At 72.4% G+C, this 18,514-nt stretch carries 11 protein-coding genes; all 11 read left to right on the top strand.

Going from position 1 to position 18,514, the window contains the following annotated elements:
- The first annotated feature begins 19 nt into the window (after positions 1–19).
- The 11 genes from ABT369_RS47550 to ABT369_RS47500 all read left to right on the top strand — a co-directional run bounded on the left by ABT369_RS47550 (position 20) and on the right by ABT369_RS47500 (position 18,514).
- The gene (locus ABT369_RS47550) at positions 20–1,561 is read left to right on the top strand and encodes an ABC transporter substrate-binding protein (protein ID WP_350623449.1); all 1,542 of its coding nucleotides are present in this window, start codon (positions 20–22) and stop codon (positions 1,559–1,561) included.
- Positions 1,558–2,511, top strand: coding sequence for an ABC transporter permease (locus ABT369_RS47545; RefSeq protein ID WP_350623447.1), 954 nt, complete (start codon positions 1,558–1,560; stop codon positions 2,509–2,511). The genes ABT369_RS47550 and ABT369_RS47545 overlap by 4 nt, the downstream gene beginning before the upstream one ends.
- The gene (locus tag ABT369_RS47540; RefSeq protein ID WP_350623444.1) at positions 2,508–3,434 is read left to right on the top strand and encodes an ABC transporter permease; all 927 of its coding nucleotides are present in this window, start codon (positions 2,508–2,510) and stop codon (positions 3,432–3,434) included. The genes ABT369_RS47545 and ABT369_RS47540 overlap by 4 nt, the downstream gene beginning before the upstream one ends.
- Positions 3,431–5,284: a dipeptide ABC transporter ATP-binding protein gene (locus tag ABT369_RS47535; protein WP_350623442.1), complete on the top strand. Its 1,854-nt coding sequence runs from the start codon at positions 3,431–3,433 to the stop codon at positions 5,282–5,284. The genes ABT369_RS47540 and ABT369_RS47535 overlap by 4 nt, the downstream gene beginning before the upstream one ends.
- A complete protein-coding gene (locus tag ABT369_RS47530; protein ID WP_350623440.1) occupies positions 5,281–7,596 on the top strand; it encodes a sulfatase-like hydrolase/transferase in 2,316 nt (771 codons plus the stop codon). Before ABT369_RS47535 ends, ABT369_RS47530 begins: the two co-directional genes overlap by 4 nt.
- Positions 7,593–9,821, top strand: a complete 2,229-nt coding sequence (locus ABT369_RS47525) for an arylsulfatase (RefSeq protein ID WP_350623438.1) — start codon at positions 7,593–7,595, stop codon at positions 9,819–9,821. Before ABT369_RS47530 ends, ABT369_RS47525 begins: the two co-directional genes overlap by 4 nt.
- Positions 9,818–11,284 carry a sulfatase gene (locus ABT369_RS47520; RefSeq protein WP_350623436.1) on the top strand — a complete coding sequence of 489 codons (1,467 nt, stop codon included), beginning with the start codon at positions 9,818–9,820 and terminating at the stop codon, positions 11,282–11,284. Before ABT369_RS47525 ends, ABT369_RS47520 begins: the two co-directional genes overlap by 4 nt.
- Positions 11,275–12,777 carry an FGGY-family carbohydrate kinase gene (locus tag ABT369_RS47515; RefSeq protein ID WP_350623434.1) on the top strand — a complete coding sequence of 501 codons (1,503 nt, stop codon included), beginning with the start codon at positions 11,275–11,277 and terminating at the stop codon, positions 12,775–12,777. The genes ABT369_RS47520 and ABT369_RS47515 overlap by 10 nt, the downstream gene beginning before the upstream one ends.
- 103 nt (positions 12,778–12,880) lie before the next feature.
- Complete coding sequence (locus tag ABT369_RS47510; protein ID WP_350623432.1) at positions 12,881–13,894, top strand: LacI family DNA-binding transcriptional regulator; 1,014 nt, start codon at positions 12,881–12,883, stop codon at positions 13,892–13,894.
- 80 nt (positions 13,895–13,974) lie between these two features.
- Positions 13,975–16,230, top strand: coding sequence for an arylsulfatase (locus ABT369_RS47505; RefSeq protein WP_350623430.1), 2,256 nt, complete (start codon positions 13,975–13,977; stop codon positions 16,228–16,230).
- 1 nt (position 16,231) lies between these two features.
- Positions 16,232–18,514 (top strand): arylsulfatase, encoded by a 2,283-nt coding sequence (locus tag ABT369_RS47500; protein ID WP_350623428.1) that lies wholly within the window; start codon positions 16,232–16,234, stop codon positions 18,512–18,514.

The raw sequence follows: 18,514 nt of genomic DNA, 5'->3' as shown, positions 1-18,514 counted from the left end.
TCCCTCACCAGGAGCTTCCATGGACCGTCCCCTTATCGCGCCGATCTCCCGCCGCACCCTGCTCGGCGGCGCCTTCGCCGCCGCTACCGGCCTGCTGGCCGCCTGCAGCGATTCCCCTACCCCCAGCGGCAGTACCGGCGCGACCACCTTGCGCATCGGCACGCCGAGCGACGTGCTGCTCGGCAGCATCCAGCGGTTCCAGGCGCACAATCAGCCGCTGCGCCGGACCATTTTCGACTACCTCGTCGACAAGAACCCCGACGGTTCCTACCGCGCCGCGCTGGCGACGAAGTGGGAGTGGAACGCGCAGAACACCTCGCTGGTGCTGAAGCTGCGCGAAGACGTCACCTTCCACACCGGGCGGGCGTTCGGCGCCGACGACGTGGTCGCCTCGATCAAACAGGCGACCGCCGAGGGCTCGGGCGTGCAGGCCGCGCAGCTGCTCAAGCGGGCCTCCGGCGTCAACAAGACCGGCCCGCACGAGGTCACCGTGACCTTCGACAAGCCCTTCACCGGCTACCTCGACGCACTGGCCATGTTGCCGATCATCGACAGCGAGACCTTCGCTCAGCTCAAGGACGGCAAGCAGGTCGTCGGCACCGGGCCGTTCAAGTGGCAGTCGTGGACGCCGGGCAGCAAATTCGATCTGGTCCGCTACGACAATTGCTGGCGCGGCAAGGCCAACTTCGAGACGCTGGCGTTCAGCATCATCCCGGACGCGCAGGCGATGCTGGCCGCGATGCGCTCGGGCAGCCTCGACCTCGCGCTGCGGATGATCGCCCGCGACGCCGACTCGCTCAAGAGCGACAACCGGTTCACGGTGAGCAGCACCGTGGGCTACGAGATGTACGTCGGCGTGAACGTGAAGGTCAAGCCGTTCGACGACATCAGGGTCCGGCAGGCGGTCGCCTACTCACTGGACCGTGCCCGCATCGCCGATCAGGTCTACAAGGGCTTCGCGACGCCGAGTTCCGTGCCGTGGGACGAGAGCACGCCCGGCATCACCAAGCAGCAGATCGCCAGCTACGGCTACGACGTGGCCAAGGCCAAGGCACTGTTGCAGGAGGCGGGGGCGGTCGGCACCGAGGTGTCGATCTCGGCGCTGGCCGCGGAGCCGACCTACAAGTCGATCCAGGACATCGTGCAGTACGGGCTCGACCAGATCGGCTTCAAGGTCAAACCGGTCAGCTACGACGCCGCCCAGTTCCCGCAGCACGTGCAGGCCGGCGACTTCCCCGGCCTGTGGATCACCGACGTCGCGCTGACCTCTATGGGCCAGCTCACCTCGCTGCTGACCGCCAACCCGCTGACGGTCGGCAAGAACACCTCGAACTTCGCCGCCCCCGAGTACGCCACGCTGGTGGAGGCCGTGACCTCGGCGCAGACCGACGAGCAGCGGGCCGGCACCAGCACGAAGCTGACCGACTACCTGCTGCAGCAGGCGTTCCACAACAGCATCGCCCAGGCCAAGACGCCGATGGTCGGCGTCAAGGGCCTCACCGGCGTGAGCGCCGACCTGACCCTGGCGATCGACCTCACCCAGGCGAAGTTGTCGGCATGACCCGGTACGTCATCACCCGGCTGTTCGGCGCGTTCGCGGTGCTGGTGGTCGTGTCCGTCGTGGTGTTCAGCCTGCTGCACCTGGCACCCGGCGACCCGGCCGTCATCATCGCCGGCGCCGACGCGGACCAGGCCACGGTAGATCGGATCCGATCCGACCTGGGACTGGACCGGTCGCTGACGGCTCAGTACTTCGACTGGGTGCGCCAGCTGTGCACCGGCCACCTCGGCACCTCGTACACGCTGGGGCAGCCGATCAGCAGCCTGATCGCCCAGCGGCTGCCCGGCACGCTGCAGCTGACGGTGGCCGCGACGCTCGTGATGACGGTGTTCGGCCTGTTGACCGGGGTGGTGCTGGCCACCACCCGGTCACGGGTCCTGCGGTGGGTGATCGACCAGCTGTCGACGCTGTCGCTGGCGCTGCCACCGTTCGTCAGCGGGGTGGTGCTCATCTTCTTCTTCGCGGTGCTGTGGCGGGTGCTACCCAGCGGCGGCGACGCGTCGCTGCTGGATACGCCGGCCAGCTCGATCCGCCGGTTGATCCTTCCCGCCGTCGCGATGGCGCTGCCGGCGATCCCGGTCGTCGCGCGGCTGCTCGCCACGGAGATCCGGCGCAACCTCGATCAGGAGTACGTGCTGACGGCCCTGGCCAAGGGCGCCGGCCGCCGCCGGATCACCTGGCGGCACGTGCTGCCCAACAGCCTCGGCCCGGCGGTCCTGGAGCTGGCGATCCGCATCGGGCACCTGCTGGGCGGCGCGGTCGTCGCCGAGGCGATCTTCGCCCGGGCCGGGCTGGGCAGCCTGCTCGTGCAGGCGGTACAGACACGCGACTACCGCCTCGCCCAGGTGCTGCTGCTGCTCGCGATCGCCGCGGCCATCGTCATCCAGCTCCTGTCGGAGCTGCTCATCGCCCGGATGGACCCGCGCGTCCGGTTGGGAGGCAAGGCATGAGCCCATCCCCGGAGCCGCAAGGGCAGCTCGACACGCCGACGGACACGCCAGGCCCGACATCGGATGCCCTCGCCGCGCAAGACCCGGGTCCGGCCGGCGGAAGGGTCCGGCGCAGCCGCTACCTCGCCGCGCTGCGCACTCCCGGCGGGATCGTCGGGATGTGCCTGGTGCTGCTCATCGTGCTGGCCAGCCTGATCATGCCGTTGTTGCTGCCGTACGGGCCGTACCAGCAGGGACCGAACAGCCTGCTGTCCCCGGGCGGCGGGCACCCGCTCGGCACCGACGAGGTCGGCCGTGACCTGCTCGCCCGCGTCGTCGCCGGCACCCGGCTCGACCTGCTGATCACGCTCATCGCGGTGCCCGTCGCGGCGGTGGCGGGCACGCTGCTCGGCCTGCTCAGCGTGGTCAACGGCTGGCTGGGCGCGTTCTTCCAGCGGGTGTTCGACGTGCTGCTGGGCGTGCCGGCCGTCATCCTCGGCGTCGCGGTCACCATCGCCGTCGCCCCCGGCACCGCCGCGGTCGTCATCGCGATCGTTCTGGTCGTCATGCCGGTCTTCGGCCGCCAGGCCCGCAGCTCGCTGCTGGGCCAGCTGCCGCTGGACTACGTCGCCGCCGCCGAGGTGCTCGGCTACCCGCGCCGCCGGGTGATGCTGCGGCACATCCTGCCCAACATCATCGACGTCATCATCGTGCGCTTCGCGGTGGAGATGTCCCACGCGATCATGGTGGAGGGCGGCCTGAGCGTCGTCGGCCTGGGCATCCAGTCACCCGATGCCTCCCTCGGCTCAATGATCAAGTCGGGCAGCGGATACCTGCTCGAGCACCCGGCCTACGCCCTCGCCCCGGTCGTGGTCGTCGTGCTGCTGGTCGTCGGCTACACCCTGCTGTCCAACGCTCTGAACCAGGCGGTGCTGCGCAAATGACCCGAGCCGACCACCCGCCGACACCGGCCCGCCCGGTTCAACCGGTCCTCGAGGTGTCCGGCCTGTCGCTGCGCCTGCGTACGCCCGGCGGTGCCGTCCCGGTTGTCAAGGACGTGAGCTTCCAGGTCAATCCCGGCCAGATCCTGGGCGTCGTCGGTGAATCCGGCTCCGGCAAGTCGCTGACGGCGCTGTCGGTCATGCGCATGCTGCCGGCCGCCGTCACCGTCGACAGCGGCGCCGTGCGCTACCTCGGCCAGGACCTGCTCACCATGCCCGAGCGGGAGATCACCGCCCTGCGCGGCGACCGGATCGGCATGGTGTTCCAGGACCCGATGGCCTATCTCAACCCGCTGCTCACCGTCGGCGCGCAGATCCGCGAGGTGCTGCGCCTGCACGGCATGGGCCGCAAGGCCGCCGCCGCCCGCGCCGTGGAGTTGCTCGACCTGGTCGGCGTGCGCGACCCGGGCAAGCGCGCCGAGGACTATCCGCACCAGTTCTCCGGTGGCATGCGCCAGCGGGTCGTCATCGCGATGGCGGTCGCCAACAACCCGACCCTGCTCATCGCCGACGAGCCCACCACCGCGCTCGACGTCACCGTGCAGGCCGGCATCCTCGAACTGCTCGGCCGGCTGCGTGCCGAGCTCGGCACCGCACTGCTGCTCATCACCCACGACATCGGCGTCGTCGAGGACGTCTGCGACTCGATCATGGTGATGTACGCCGGCCGCGCCGTCGAGCAGGGTGCCGCCGAGACGGTGCTCGGCGACCCCCGCCACCCGTACACACGGGAGCTGATGCGCTCGACCCCGCGTCTCGACGTGCCGGTGCTGCGGCGGTTGCCGGCCATCCCCGGCCAGCCGCCGGACGTGACCCGGCGGCCGGGCGGCTGCCCCTTCCACCCGCGCTGCCCGCTGGCGTTCGACCGGTGCCGTGAGGAGATGCCGCCCGAGCAGGACACCGGCGCCGGGCACCGCGCCGCGTGCTGGCTGTCGATCGAGCCGCTGCCCGCGCCGGCGGTGAGCACCGCGCAGGTCCGCGAGGTCCGGCACGACGACGAGCGCGCACCGATCCTCGACGTCGCGGACGCCCGCATCACCTACGGGCGGCCGTCGCCGCTGCGGCGCAAGCCGCCGCGGATCATCGTCGACGGCGTCTCGCTCAAGGCCTACCCGGGGCGGACCCTCGGCCTGGTCGGCGAGTCCGGCTCCGGCAAGTCGACGCTCGCCCGCACGATCGTCGGGCTCGTGCCGCTGCTGTCCGGGCGGATCAGCATCGACGGAATGCAGTGGACCGACCGGGACCGCCGCGCCGAGCTGCGCCGCACGGTGCAGATGGTGTTCCAGGACCCCTACCAGTCCCTCAACCCGCGGCAGACGATCGAGACCCTGCTGACCGAGCCGCTGACCGTGCACCAGCTGGTGCCGCGGGCCGGCCGGGCACGCCGGGTCGCCGAGCTGATGTCGCTGGTCGGTCTGCCCCAGAGCCTGCTGGAGCGCTACCCCTACCAGCTCTCCGGCGGGCAGCGGCAGCGGGTCGGCATCGCCCGGGCCCTCGCGGTCGAGCCGCGGCTCATCGTCGCCGACGAGCCGGTCTCCGCCCTCGACGTGTCGGTGCAGGCGCAGATCATCAACCTGCTGGCCGACCTGCGCGACGAGCTCGGACTGTCCTATGTGGTCATCGCCCACGACCTGAGCGTGGTGCGGCACCTGTGCGAGGACGTGGCGGTGATGCAGGGCGGGGTGATCGTCGAGCAGGGACCGGCCGAGCGGGTGTTCGCCGACCCGCAGCACGAGTACACCAGGGCGCTGCTGGCCGCATCGCCCGGATCCAGGGAACAGGTGGTGTCATGACTCAGCAGCGCATCGGCCGCACCCCGGCCGAGTCGCAGGAGCGCTGGCCGGACTTGGCCGGTGGCAGCCGGGCCGCCGGCTCACCCAACGTCGTGGTCATCCTGCTCGACGACGTCGGCTTCGCGCAGTACGGCTGCTTCGGCTCCACCATCCAGACCCCGGCAATCGACCGCCTGGCGCGTGAGGGCCTGCGCTACGTCAACTTCCACACCACGGCCGTCTGCTCACCCACGCGGGCGTCGTTGCTGACCGGGCGCAACTGCCACTCGGTCGGGTTCGGGCACGTGACGGAGCGGCTGGCCGGCTACCCCGGCTACTCGATGCGGCTGCCGGACAGCGCCGCGACGGTCGCGGAGATCCTGCGCGGCAACGGCTACACGACCTGGGCGGTCGGCAAGTGGCACCTCACGCCGTCCTACGAGACCGGCCCGCAGGGCCCGTTCGAGCGCTGGCCGCTGGGCCGCGGCTTCGACCGGTTCTACGGCTTCCTCGGCGGCTCGACGGACCAGTACGCGCCGGAGCTCGTGCGGGACAACACGCCGGCCGGCCCGCCGCGCACCGCCGCGGAGGGCTACCACCTCAGCGCCGACCTGGTCGACGAAAGCATCCGGCAGATCCGCGATCTGCGGGCCGTGGCACCGGACAGGCCCTTCATGCTCTATCTGGCCACCGGCTGCGGGCACGCGCCGCACCAGGCGCCCGCCGATTGGATCGAGCGCTACCGCGGCGCCTTCGACGCCGGCTGGGACGCCGAACGGGACCGGGTCCTGGCCCGCCAGATCGAGCTGGGTGTGATGCCGCCGGGCACACGACTGGGGACGTCCAATCCGGGAGTACCGGCATGGACCGATCTCACCGATGAGCAACGCCGGCTGGCCAGCCGGATGATGGAGGTGTACGCCGGCTTCGTCAGCTACACCGACGCGCAGATCGGCCGCCTGCTCGACGCGCTGGAGGCCACCGGCGATCTCGACGACACGGTCGTGATGCTCTGCTCCGACAACGGCGCCAGCGGCGAGGGTGGCCCGGAGGGCAGCGTCGACGAAGGGCTCTACCTCAACGACCGGCCGCAGCGCACCGAGGACGGGCTGGCGCACATCGACGAGCTCGGCGGGCCTCGCCTCTACAACCATTACCCGTGGGGCTGGGCACAGGCCGGCAACACGCCGTTCCGGTGGTACAAGCAGTTCACGCACGCCGGCGGGATCACCAACGGCCTGCTGGTGCGCCACCCGGGCGGCGGTGTGCCCGCCGGGGGCATCCGGCGGCAGTACCACCACGTCATCGACATCACCCCGACCCTGCTGGACCTCACCGGGATAGCACCGCCGGCGACGGTGCGGGGCGTCGCCCAGCAGCCGATGCACGGCGTCAGCATGCGGTACTCCTTCGCCGACGCCGACGCGCCTGGGCACCGCCACACCCAGCACTACGAGATGTGGGGCAACCGCGGGATCTGGCAGGACGGCTGGATGGCGGTGTGCCGGCTGCAGCCCGACGGCGCGGGCGCCTTCCCGCCCCAGCGTCCGCCGGCGACCCTCGACGAGCTGCGCTGGGAGCTGTACGACCACCGCAGCGACCCGTCGGAGTGTGATGATCTCGCCGAGCGTGAACCGGCCCGGCTGCGAGCCATGACGGAACTGTGGTGGGCCGCGGCCGGCCGCTACGACGTGCTGCCCGTCGACAACCGGGCCCGCGCCGAGCGCTGGCCCGCCGATCCGCCGGCCCCGGCGGGGTCGGACCCGGCGCGAGCCCGCTTCCACGGCCCCGGCGGCCCCTACGAGCGCGGCGTCGCCCCGCGGGTGGCGGGCCGGTCGTTCCGGATGTACGCCGAGGTCACCGTCGGCGACGCGACGGCACTCGACGGGAAGCCGCGCGGGGTCCTCTACGCGGTCGGCGGCGGACACGGCGGCTACTGCTGGTACCTGCAGGACGGGCAGGTCCGCTTCGAGGTGGCCCAGTCCTCGGTGCAGACCGAGACGGTCACCGCCCCATTCGTCGTGGCACCGGGCCGGCACCGGCTGGAGGTGGCCGTCGACGCGGCGGCCGACCTGTCCGCGCGGATCATGTTCACCGTCGACGGCGTGGCCGTGGGCGGCGGCAGCGTGTCGCGCCTGCTGAAACGGGTGCCGATCGGCTCGGGCCGCACCTACGTCGGCCACGTCACCAGCGCCCCCGTCAGCGGCGCGTTCACCCCGCCCAACCCGTTCACCGGTGAGCTGCACGAACTGGTGGTGCTGCCCGGCCTGCCCGCCGGGGCCGCACCGGCCGTGCGGCGCGAGACCGCCGACGCCGAGATGAGGGAACAGTGAGCACGAGCGGCTTCCCCGGCCGGATCGGCCGTACCGTCGGCGATGCCACCCCGTGGTGGCCCCCGGCGCGCACCGGGCCACGGCGGCCCAACGTGGTGCTCATCGTGCTCGACGACGTCGGTTTCGCGCAGCTCGGCTGCTACGGCTCGGCCATCCGTACCCCGCGGATGGACGCCCTGGCCGGCGGCGGCGTGCGCTACACCAACTTCCACGTCGCCGCGCTGTGCTCGCCGACGAGGGCGAGCCTGCTCACCGGCCGCAACCACCACGCGGTCGGCATGGGATTCCTGGCGGCGTTCGACACCGGTTTCCCCGGCTACCGCGCCGAGGTGACGCCGCGGGCGGCCACCCTCGCAGAGGTGCTGCGCGACAGCGGGTACGGCACCTACGCCGCCGGGAAGTGGCACCTGGTCCCGCCGACGCAGCTCACCGCGGCCGGCCCGTTCGACCAGTGGCCGACCGGGCGCGGGTTCGACCGCTACTACGGGTTCCTCTGGGGCGAGGACGACCAGTTCGAGCCGGAGCTGTGGTCCGACCAGCACCGCGTCGACGTGCCCGACGACCCCGACTACCACCTCAGCGCCGACCTGGTCGCGAAGGCGACCGGGTTCGTCGCCGACCACGTGACCGGCCGCCCCGACGACCCGTTCTTCCTGTACCTCGCGTTCGGTGCCTGCCACGCGCCGCACCAGGCGCCGCCGGCGTTCCTCGATCGATACCGGGGGGCGTTCGACCAAGGCTGGGACGCCGAGCGCGAGGCCGTCCTCGCCCGGCAGGTCGAGCTGGGCGTGGTACCGCCCCAGACCGAGCTGCCGCCGCGCAACCCGGACGTGCGTGCCTGGGCCGACCTGTCGGGCGACGAGCGGCGCCTCTACGCCCGGATGCAGGAGGTGTTCGCCGGGTTCATGGAACACACCGACGAGCAGATCGGGGTGCTGGTGGACTTCCTCGGCCGGCACGGGCTGCTCGACGACACGCTGCTGCTGGTCGTGTCGGACAACGGGGCCAGCGGTGAGGGCGGCCGGCACGGCACCGCCAACGAGTACCGCTACTTCCTCGGCCTCGGCGATTCCCTCGAGGACGGGCTCGCCGCGATCGACGACCTCGGCGGCCCGGCCGCGCACAACCACTATCCGTCGGGCTGGGCGCAGGCCGGGAACACGCCGCTGCGCTACTACAAGAAACACACCTACGGCGGCGGGGTGCGGGTGCCGCTCATCGCCCACTGGCCGCGCGGCATCGACCCGGGGGTGCCGCTGCGCGGGCAGTTCCACCACGCGGTGGACATCCTGCCGACGATCACCGCGCTCGCCGGGGCGGAGATGCCCGCCAGCTACCGTGGTCACGAGCAGATCCCGGTGCACGGCACCTCGATGGCGTACACGTTCACCGACCCGGCGGCCGCGTCCACCCGCACGACGCAGTACTTCGAGACCGCCGGCTTCCGCGGGATCTACCGCGACGGCTGGAAGGCCGTCGCCGACCACACGCCCGGCACCGCCTACGACGACGACCGGTGGGAGCTGTTCGACCTGACCACCGACGTGTCCGAGGCGCACGACCTCGCCGCCCGCCACCCCGGCCTGCTGCGTGAGCTGGTCGAGGAGTGGGACCGCCAAGCCGAGCGGTACGGCGTGCTGCCCCTCGACGACCGGATGGGTACCCGGGTCGCCGGGATGGACCCGGCCGCGGACCGGCTGCACTACCGCATGCTGCCGGGCACCCGGATCATGAACAGCGTGGCGGGACCCACCTTCGCCGGGCGCTCGTTTCGCATCGACGCGGTCCTGACCGGGCCGCCGGCCGACGGGGTGCTGCTGGCCTACGGCCGGCGGGCCCACGGGTTCTCGTTCTACGTACGCGACGGCCGGCCGGTGTTCGCGCTGAACCTGGCCGGGGACCGTACCGTCGTGCGCTCGGCGGACCCGCTGCCGGCCCACGCGCGCCGGATCGGCCTGCTGGTGCAGGACGGGCCCGCCGGAGTGCACGCCGAGCTCAGCGCCGACGGCGTCGCGGTGATCCGCGGAGCACTGCCCCGGCTGCTGCCCGGCGGGATGGGCACCCTGTCGCTGCAGTGCGGGCACAACGCCCCGTCGGCGGTCACCGACGACTACACCGGGCCGTTCCGCTACGCGGGCGACCTGCTGCACGTCGACGTCGAGCTGCAGCCGCGGTCAGTCGACACCCGCGACACCGACTGGCTCGCGGAGGTGGCATCGCAGTGAAGCCGAACATCGTGTTCGTCCTCATCGACGACATGGGCTGGGCCGACCTCGGCTGTTACGGCAGCTCGTTCTACGAGACGCCGCGGCTGGACCGGCTCGCCGCGCAGGGCGCGTTGTTCACCGACGCGTACGCGGCCGCGCCGGTGTGTTCGCCGACCCGCGCGAGCATCCTCACCGGCCGGTACCCGGCGCGGGTCGGGGTCACGCAGTACATCGGCGGCCACGGTGTGGGCAAGCTCGCCGACGTGCCGTACCACCAGTTCCTGCCCACCAACGAGCTGTCGCTGGCCCGGGCGCTGCGGGCGGGTGGGTACCGGACCTGGCATGTCGGCAAGTGGCACCTGGGGCCGCGGCGGACGTGGCCCGACCAGCATGGCTTCGACGTCAATATCGGCGGTTGCGAGTGGGGGCATCCGAGGAACTGGTTCAGCCCGTACGGCAACCCGACGCTTCCCGACGGCCCCGACGGGGAGTACCTCACCGACCGGCTCACCGACGAGGCGATCCGGCTCATCGAGACCGCCGGCGACGAGCCGTTCTTCCTCAACCTGTGGCATTACGCGGTGCACGTGCCGATCCACGCCCCGGCCGAGCTGATCGCCAAGTACGAGCGCAAGGCCGCGGATCTGGGTCTGGACACGCTGGACCCGTTCGAGCCCGGGGAGCGGTTCCCGGCCTGGCACCAGCGCGCCGCCCGGGTCCGCCGGCGGGTCGTGCAGTCCGATCCCGCATATGCGGCGATGGTGGAGAACCTCGACACCAACATCGGCCGGCTGCTCGACGCGCTGGAGGCGGCGGGCAAGGCCGACAACACGATCGTGGTGTTCACCTCCGACAACGGCGGCCTGTCCACCGCGGAGGGCTCACCGACAAGCAATCTGCCGCTGTCGGAGGGCAAGGGCTGGGTCTCGGAGGGCGGCGTCCGCGAGCCGCTGATCGTGCGCTGGCCCGGCGTCGTCGAGCCGGGCCGGCGTATCGCCGCACCGGTCACCAGCCCCGACTTCTATCCCACTTTGCTGACCGCGGCCGGCCTGCCGCCGCTGCCGGCCCAGCACGTCGACGGCGCCGACGTCACGCCGCTGCTGCGCGGCGAGCCGTTCGAACGCGGCCCCGTCTACTGGCACTACCCGCACTACAGCAACCAGGGCGGCCGGCCCGCGGCAGCCGTCCGCGAGGGCCGGTGGAAGCTCGTCCACGAGTTCGAGGGCGACCCCGACACGCTGTTCGACATCGCCGCCGACCCCGGCGAACACCGCGATCTCGCCGCGTCGCACCCCGACGTGGCCGCGGCGCTGCGGGCCCGGCTGCTGTCGTGGATCGCCGAGGTGGGCGGGCTCGTGCCACCGCCGAACCCGCAGCCGGAGCCGTTCAGCGACCTCGCCGGGTACTTCCTCGGCGGCCAGGTCGCCGAACCCGGCGCCGACGTGGCCTGGACGGCCGGGAAGGATCAGCCATGCTCGTGATCGGTGTGGACATCGGCACGTCCAGCACCAAGGGCGTGCTCGTGACCCCGGACGGCGACGTGCTGGCCACCGCCACCCGCGCGCACGGCATGTCGATGCCCCGGCCGGGCTGGGCCGAGATGGACGCCGAAGCGGTGTGGTGGGGCGACGTCGTGGCGGTCACCCGTGAGCTGACCGAGGCCGCCGGGGACCGGCCGGTGGCCGCCGTCTGCGTCAGCGGGGTCGGCCCGTGCCTGCTGCTCACCGACGCCGAGCTGCGCCCGGTCCGCCCGGCCATCCTCTACGGCATCGACATGCGCGCCACCGCGGAGATCGAGCAGCTGACCGAGCACTTCGGCGCCGAGGCGATCCTCGCCCGCGGGATGACCGAGCTGACCACCCAGGCCGTCGGCCCCAAGCTGGCATGGGTGCGCCGGCACGAGCCGGAGGCCTGGCAGCGCGCCCGGCGCTGGTTCAGCTCCAACTCCTACGTGGTGGCGAAGCTCACCGGCGCGTACGTGCTGGACCACCACACCGCCAGCCAGTGCGACCCGCTCTACGACATGCACCGCGCGCAGTGGGCGGACGACTGGCTCGCCGAGGTGGCCCCGGGCCTGCCCGCGCCGCGGCTGGCGTGGCCCGGCGAGGTCGTCGGACACGTCCTGCCGGCCGCCGCGGCGGCTACCGGCCTGGCCCCGGGCACCCCGGTCTGCGCCGGCACCGTCGACGCCTGGGCCGAGGCGCTCAGCGCCGGAGTGCGCCGGCCCGGGGACCGCATGCTGATGTACGGCTCGACGATGTTCTTCGTCCACATGCTCGCCACGCCGGCCGCGCATCCGGGCATGTGGAACACCGCCGGGGTGTACCCCGGCACGTGGAGCACCGCTGCCGGCATGAGCACCTCCGGCACGCTGACCGACTGGGTGCGCCGGCTGACCGGCGGCGCACCCTTCGAGGAGCTGGTGACGGCGGCCCGCAACGTGCCGCCCGGCTCCGACGGGCTCGTGCTGCTGCCCTACTTCGCGGGCGAACGGACGCCGATCTTCGACCCGCGCGCCCGGGGCGTCGTGGCCGGGCTCACCCTCAACCACGGCCCGGGGCACCTGTTCCGGGCCGCCTACGAGGGCATCGCGTACGGCATCCGGCAGATCCTGGACCTGCTCGACGCGACCGCCGGCCCGGCCGGGCGCACGGTCGCCGTCGGCGGGGGCACGCAGGGCGGACTGTGGACCCAGATCGTCAGCGACGTGAGCGGGCGCGAACAGATAGTCCCGGCCCAGGCGATCGGCGCCAGCTACGGCGATGCCCAGCTCGCCGCGATCGCCGCCGGGCTGGCCCCGGCCGACGCCGACTGGGCGGTCGAAGGGCGCCGCGTGATCCCCGATCCATCCAACCACGCGGTCTACGCCGAGCTGGCCGAGATCTACGACGGCCTGTACCCGGCCACCCGCGCCGCGGTGCACCGCCTGGCCGCGGTGCAGGAGGACGCCGGCCGCCGTGCGGGTGCGCCGTGACCCGCCCGACGGCCCACGCCACGGCCCCTCGCACGGGCGGCCGAGGGGCCAGCACACCGACCGTTGCCGATGTAAGATGCCGCGCGAGATTGGAGCGTCCATCGTGAACAAGCGCGTCACCCTGGCCGACGTGGCCGCCCACGCCGGGGTCTCGCGCGCCACCGCGTCGCTGGTGATCCGCGACGCCGGGAACCTCAGCGACAGCACCCGCGAGCGGGTGCGGTCCTCGATGCGGGCGCTCGGCTACGTCTACCACCGTGGCGCGGCGTCGCTGCGGGCCAGCCAGACCAAGACCGTCGGGCTGATCCTGCCGGACCCGGCGTACGCATTCATGGGCGAGATGGCGATCAGTCTCGAGTCGGCACTGGCCGAGCGCGGCCTGCTGCTGCTCACGGCCAATGCGTTCGAGGACCCGCAGCGCCAGGACCGGCTGCTGCGGGCGCTCATCGAGAACCGCGTCGACGGCCTCGTGGTGCTGCCCGCGCTCGGCACCGACGAGGCGTTCGCCGACCGGCTCGCCGCGACCGGCATCCCCACCGTGGTCACGATCCGGGCGGAGGCGGCCCATCGCACCACCTACGTCGGCATCGACAACGTCCGCGGTGGCGAGCTGGCCGGGGAGCACCTGCTCGCCCACGGTTGCCGGCAGTTCGTCTACCTGGGCGGCCTGGTCGGCCTGCGTCCGCGGCAGGACCGGATGACGGGCCTCAATGCGGCCCTGGCCCGGGTGCCCGGCGCGCGGCTGATCGCGCACCGCACCGGGCCCGCGCTGGGCCGCTGGGCCAGCGAGGCGGCCGCCCGGCTGCTCGCCGAGGGCCCGATACCGGACGCGATCGTGTGTCACAACGACCCCGTCGCGTTCGGCGTCTACCGCGCCTTGCGCGATGTCGCGCCCGACCTGGTCGATCGGGTCCGGGTCGTCGCGTTCGACGACGTCGACGAGGCCGCGCTGTGGGAGCCGCCGATCTCGTCCGTGGCCGCCAACGGCCGCGAGGTCGGCCGGCGCACCGCCACCGCGCTGCTGCGCCTGATGGACGACCCTCTGGCCGAGCCCGAGGTCGTCCTGCTGCAGCCCGACCTCGTCGTGCGCCGCTCGTGCGGCTGCCCGGCCGCCTGACCGCACCCCCTTCAGCCCACCGCCGCAGCCGCCGTCGGCACTGAAGTAGATCGATCCACTGACTCGAGAGGAACACCGACGTGTCGGACACCGTCCAGGAGCCCTTCGCCGGCCGCATCGGACGCACCTACCGCGACTCCGTGCCGTCGTGGCCGAGCCGGCCGACGTCGACCGGGCGGCCCAACGTCGTGTTCGTCGTCCTCGACGACATGGGTTTCGGCAGCCTCGGCTGCTACGGCTCGGAGATCGACACACCGGTGATGGACCGGCTCGCCGCCGAGGGTGTGCAGTTCACCAACTTCCACGCGACGGCGCTGTGCTCCCCGACCCGCGCGAGCCTGCTGACCGGGCGCAACCACCACGCCGTCGGGATGGCCTACCTGTCCCACGTCGATGACGGCTACCCGGGCTACCGCGGACGGATCACCCACCGGGCCGCCACACTCGCCGAGATGGTGCGCGAACACGGCTACAACACCTTCGCCGTCGGCAAGTGGCACCTCACCCCGATGGACGAGACGACCGCCGCCGGACCCTACGACCAGTGGCCGCTCGGCCGCGGCTTCGAACGCTACTACGGGTTTCTGGAAGGCCTGACCGACCACTACTTCCCCGAGCTGTACAGCGACAACTCGCCGGTACCCCCGCCGGACACCCGCGACGAGGACTACCACCTCACCACCGACCTCATCGACCGATCCATCGGGCTCATCCGCGACCAGACCTCGATGACACCCGAGAAGCCCTTCTTCCTGTACCTCGCCTTCGGCGCCACCCACACCCCGTTCCAGGCACCCGCCGACTTCGTGGCCAAGTACCACGGGCGCTACGACGAAGGCTGGGACGTCATCCGCCGCCGCCGCTACGAGCGGCAGCTCGAGACCGGCGTCATCCCGGCCGGCACCGAGCTGCCGCCGGCCAACGAAGGGGTGCCCGCCTGGGCGGACCTCGACCCGCAGGCGCAGCGGCTCTACGCCCGCTTCCAGGAGGTGTACGCCGGGTTCCTGGACCACACCGATCACGAACTCGGCCGGCTGGTGGCCTACCTCGAGGAGATCGGCCGGCTCGAGGACACCATCGTCGTGGTGGTGTCGGACAACGGCGCCAGCCAGGAGGGCGGCCCGCACGGCGTGCTCGACACCACGTCCTACGAGAACGGCCGCTTCCCGTCCCTGGCCGAGAACCTGGCCCGCCTCGACGAGATCGACGGACGCACCGCGCATGTCAACTACCCGCTCGGCTGGGCGCAGGCGGGCAACACGCCGCTCAAGCGGTACAAGCAGAACACCCACGCCGGGGGCATCCGCACCGCGATGATCGTGCGGCCGCCCCGCGCCCTGGCCGACCTGCCTCGCGGGGGCATCCGCGACCAGTTCCACCACGTCACCGACATCGTCCCCACCGTGCTGGACCTGATCGGCATCGAGCCGCCCGCCGCGCTCGGCGGCCTGCCGCAGCTGCCGATCGACGGGGTGAGCATGCGCCGTACCCTCACCGACCCCACGGCCGCGATCGACCCTCGCGCGCAGTACTTCGAGACCCTCGGTCACCGGGCCATCTGGAAGAACGGATGGAAGGCCGTCGCGTTCCACCAACGCGGCGCGGACTACGACGAGGACCGCTGGGAGCTCTACCACCTGGAGCAGGACTTCTCCGAGAGCACCGACCTGGCCGCCCAGATGCCGGACAAGCTTGCCGAACTCGTCGACGCGTGGTGGGCCGAGGCCGGACGCAACAAGGTGCTGCCGCTGGACGACCGCGGCTTCGCCGAGCGGGCGACGGTCAACATCCGGCCCGACTCGCCACGCAACCGCAGCCGGTTCGTCTTCCACAACGGCATGCATCACATCGGCACGGGCGCCGCCCCCGTCGTGGCCGGTCACCCGTTCGAGATCAGCGCCGCGATCGAGCGTCCCGCCGGCGTCGGCGACGGCGTCCTGCTCGCCTTCGGCAGCGTCAACAGCGGCTTCGCCCTGCTGGTGCGCGACGGGCACCTGGAATTCGACTTCAACCACTACGGCACGCATCACATCACCCGCACGCCTCAGCCGCTGCCGGCCGGAGATAGCGCGGTGGCGGTCCGGGTCGAACCGACCGGGCGGGGGACGGCCTGCGACGTGACCCTGCTCGTCGACGCGGAGCCGGCAGCCTCCTCCCACCTGGCCGAAACCTTCGAGCATTTCGTGGCCTTCCAGGGGCTCGACGTCGGCGGCGACCGGCTGTCCCCGGTACGCGCGGGCGGCGACGGGCCGTTCCCGTTCACCGGCACGCTCCGGCAGGTCGTGATCGAGCTGCTCGACGGCGGCCCCGGCCGCGGCCACGAGGTGAACGACTGACATGCCCACCGAGCTGAACGGATCCGACATGCAGCACCCCGACCCGCGGCTGGAGCCGGCGCCCTTCGGCGGTGTCGTCGCCGACACCGTCGCCGAATCGACCCCCTGGTGGGCCCCGGCCGTCCGGCCCGGCGACGGCGCGCCGAACATCGTGATGATCGTCCTCGACGATGTCGGATACGGCCAGATCGGCTGCTACGGCGCGGCGACCCACACGCCGGCCATGAACGCCCTCGCCGCGGACGGTGCCCGGTTCGCCAACTTCCACGTGACCGGCCTGTGCTCGACCACCCGGTCGAGCCTGCTGACCGGGCGCAACCACCACGCGGTCGGGGTCGGGTTCCTGGCCGACTTCGACACCGGTTTCCCCGGCTACCGCGGCGCGGTCACCCCGCGCGCGGCGACCCTCGCCGAGATGCTGCGCGACGGCGGCTACGGCACCTACGCCGTCGGCAAGTGGCACCTGACCCCGCCCGCGCACATGACCCCGGCCGGGCCGTTCCACCAGTGGCCGACCGGCCGCGGCTTCGACCGCTACTACGGTTTCCTCTGGGGCGAGGACGACCAGTGGGCGCCCGACCTGTGGCAGGACCAGCACCACGTCGAGCCGCCCCGCCGCGACGGCTACCACCTCAGCGAGGACCTCGTCGACCGGGCCCAGCGCTACGTCGCCGACCACGTCAGCGCCGCCCCCGACCGGCCCTTCTTCCTCTACCTGGCGTTCGGCGCCTGCCACGCGCCGCACCAGGCGCCCCGTGAATACCTCGAGCGCTACCGCGGCCGCTTCGACCACGGCTGGGACGTCGAGCGCGAGCACACCCTGCAGCGCCAGATCGCGCTCGGCGTCGTACCGCCGGGCACGACCCTGCCACCGCCGAACGAGGGCGTGGCGAACTGGGCCGACCTGGACGGCGACCAGCACCGTCTCTACGCCCGGATGCAGGAGGTGTTCGCCGGGTTCATGGAGCACACCGACGCGCAGATCGGCCGGCTCGTCGAATACCTGCGCGGCATCGGCGAGCTCGACAACACCCTGCTCGTCGTGCTGTCCGACAACGGCGCCAGCGGCGAGGGCGGCGCCGACGGCTCGGCCAACGAGTACCGCTACTTCCTCGGCCTCGCCGACCGGTTCGAGGACGCGCTGGAGCAGATCGACGAACTCGGCGGCCCGGCAACCCACAACCACTACCCGTCCGGATGGGCCCAGGCCGGCAACACCCCGCTGAAGCTGTACAAGAAGCACACGTTCGGCGGCGGCGTGCGCGCGCCGCTCATCGTGCACTGGCCCGGCAGGATCGCCGCGCCCGGCACGGTGCGCACCCAGTTCCACCACGTCATCGACGTCCTGCCGACGGTGCTGCAGGCGGCCGGAGTGCAGGCCCCCGCCTCCTACCGGGGCGTGCCGCAGCTTCCCGTGCACGGCACGTCGATGCTCTACACGCTGGACGAGCCCGGCACCACCGGTCGGCGCAGGCAGCAGTACTTCGAGACGGCCGGGCACCGCGGCATCTACCGCGACGGCTGGAAGGCCGTCACCACCCACCTGCCCGGCACCCCGTTCGACACCGACCGGTTCGAGCTGTACCGCCTCGACGAGGACTTCGCCGAACTGCACGACCTCGCCGCCGAACATCCGGCGATCGTCGCGGACCTCGTGACAGCCTGGTGGGACGACGCACGGGCCTACGGCGTCCTGCCGCTCGACGACCGGATGCAGAGCCGGGTCGCGGTCAAGGACCCGGCATGGGCGAGGACCCGGTACCGGCTGCTGCCGGGCGCGCGGCTGGCCAACGGACCGGCCGGCCCGGACTTCGCGGGGCGCCACTTCACCGTCACCGCACGCCTCGAACGGCACCGGCCCGGCGACGACGGCGTCCTGCTCGCCTACGGGCGGCGGGCCGCGGGGTTCAGCTTCTTCGTCGCCGACGGCCGGCTGAGCCTCGACCTCAACCTCGCCGGTCGGCACACCGTCGTGACCGCACCCGAGCCGCTGGCCCTGGGACCGGCGGCCGTCGCCCTGACGCTCGCGGGCGACCACAGCGGGGCCGAGGCCGCGTTCACCGTCGACGGCGTGGAAGTGCACCGGGCTCCCGTTCCCGCCGTACTGCCGGCCGGCCTCGGCTGCCTGTCGCTGCAGTGCGGGCACAACTCGCCGTCGCCGGTGAGCCCGCACTACGAACCGCCGTTCACCTTCGCCGGCACCCTGCACGAGGTGCTCATCGACCTCGGCCCGACGGTGACCGAACCGCACCCGGCCGCCGACCGGCCGCTGGCGATGGACTGA

It is taken from the genome of Dactylosporangium sp. NPDC000244, from assembly GCF_040300725.1.
Taxonomy (GTDB): domain Bacteria; phylum Actinomycetota; class Actinomycetes; order Mycobacteriales; family Micromonosporaceae; genus Dactylosporangium.
This window is presented reverse-complemented; position numbering and strand designations above follow the sequence as displayed.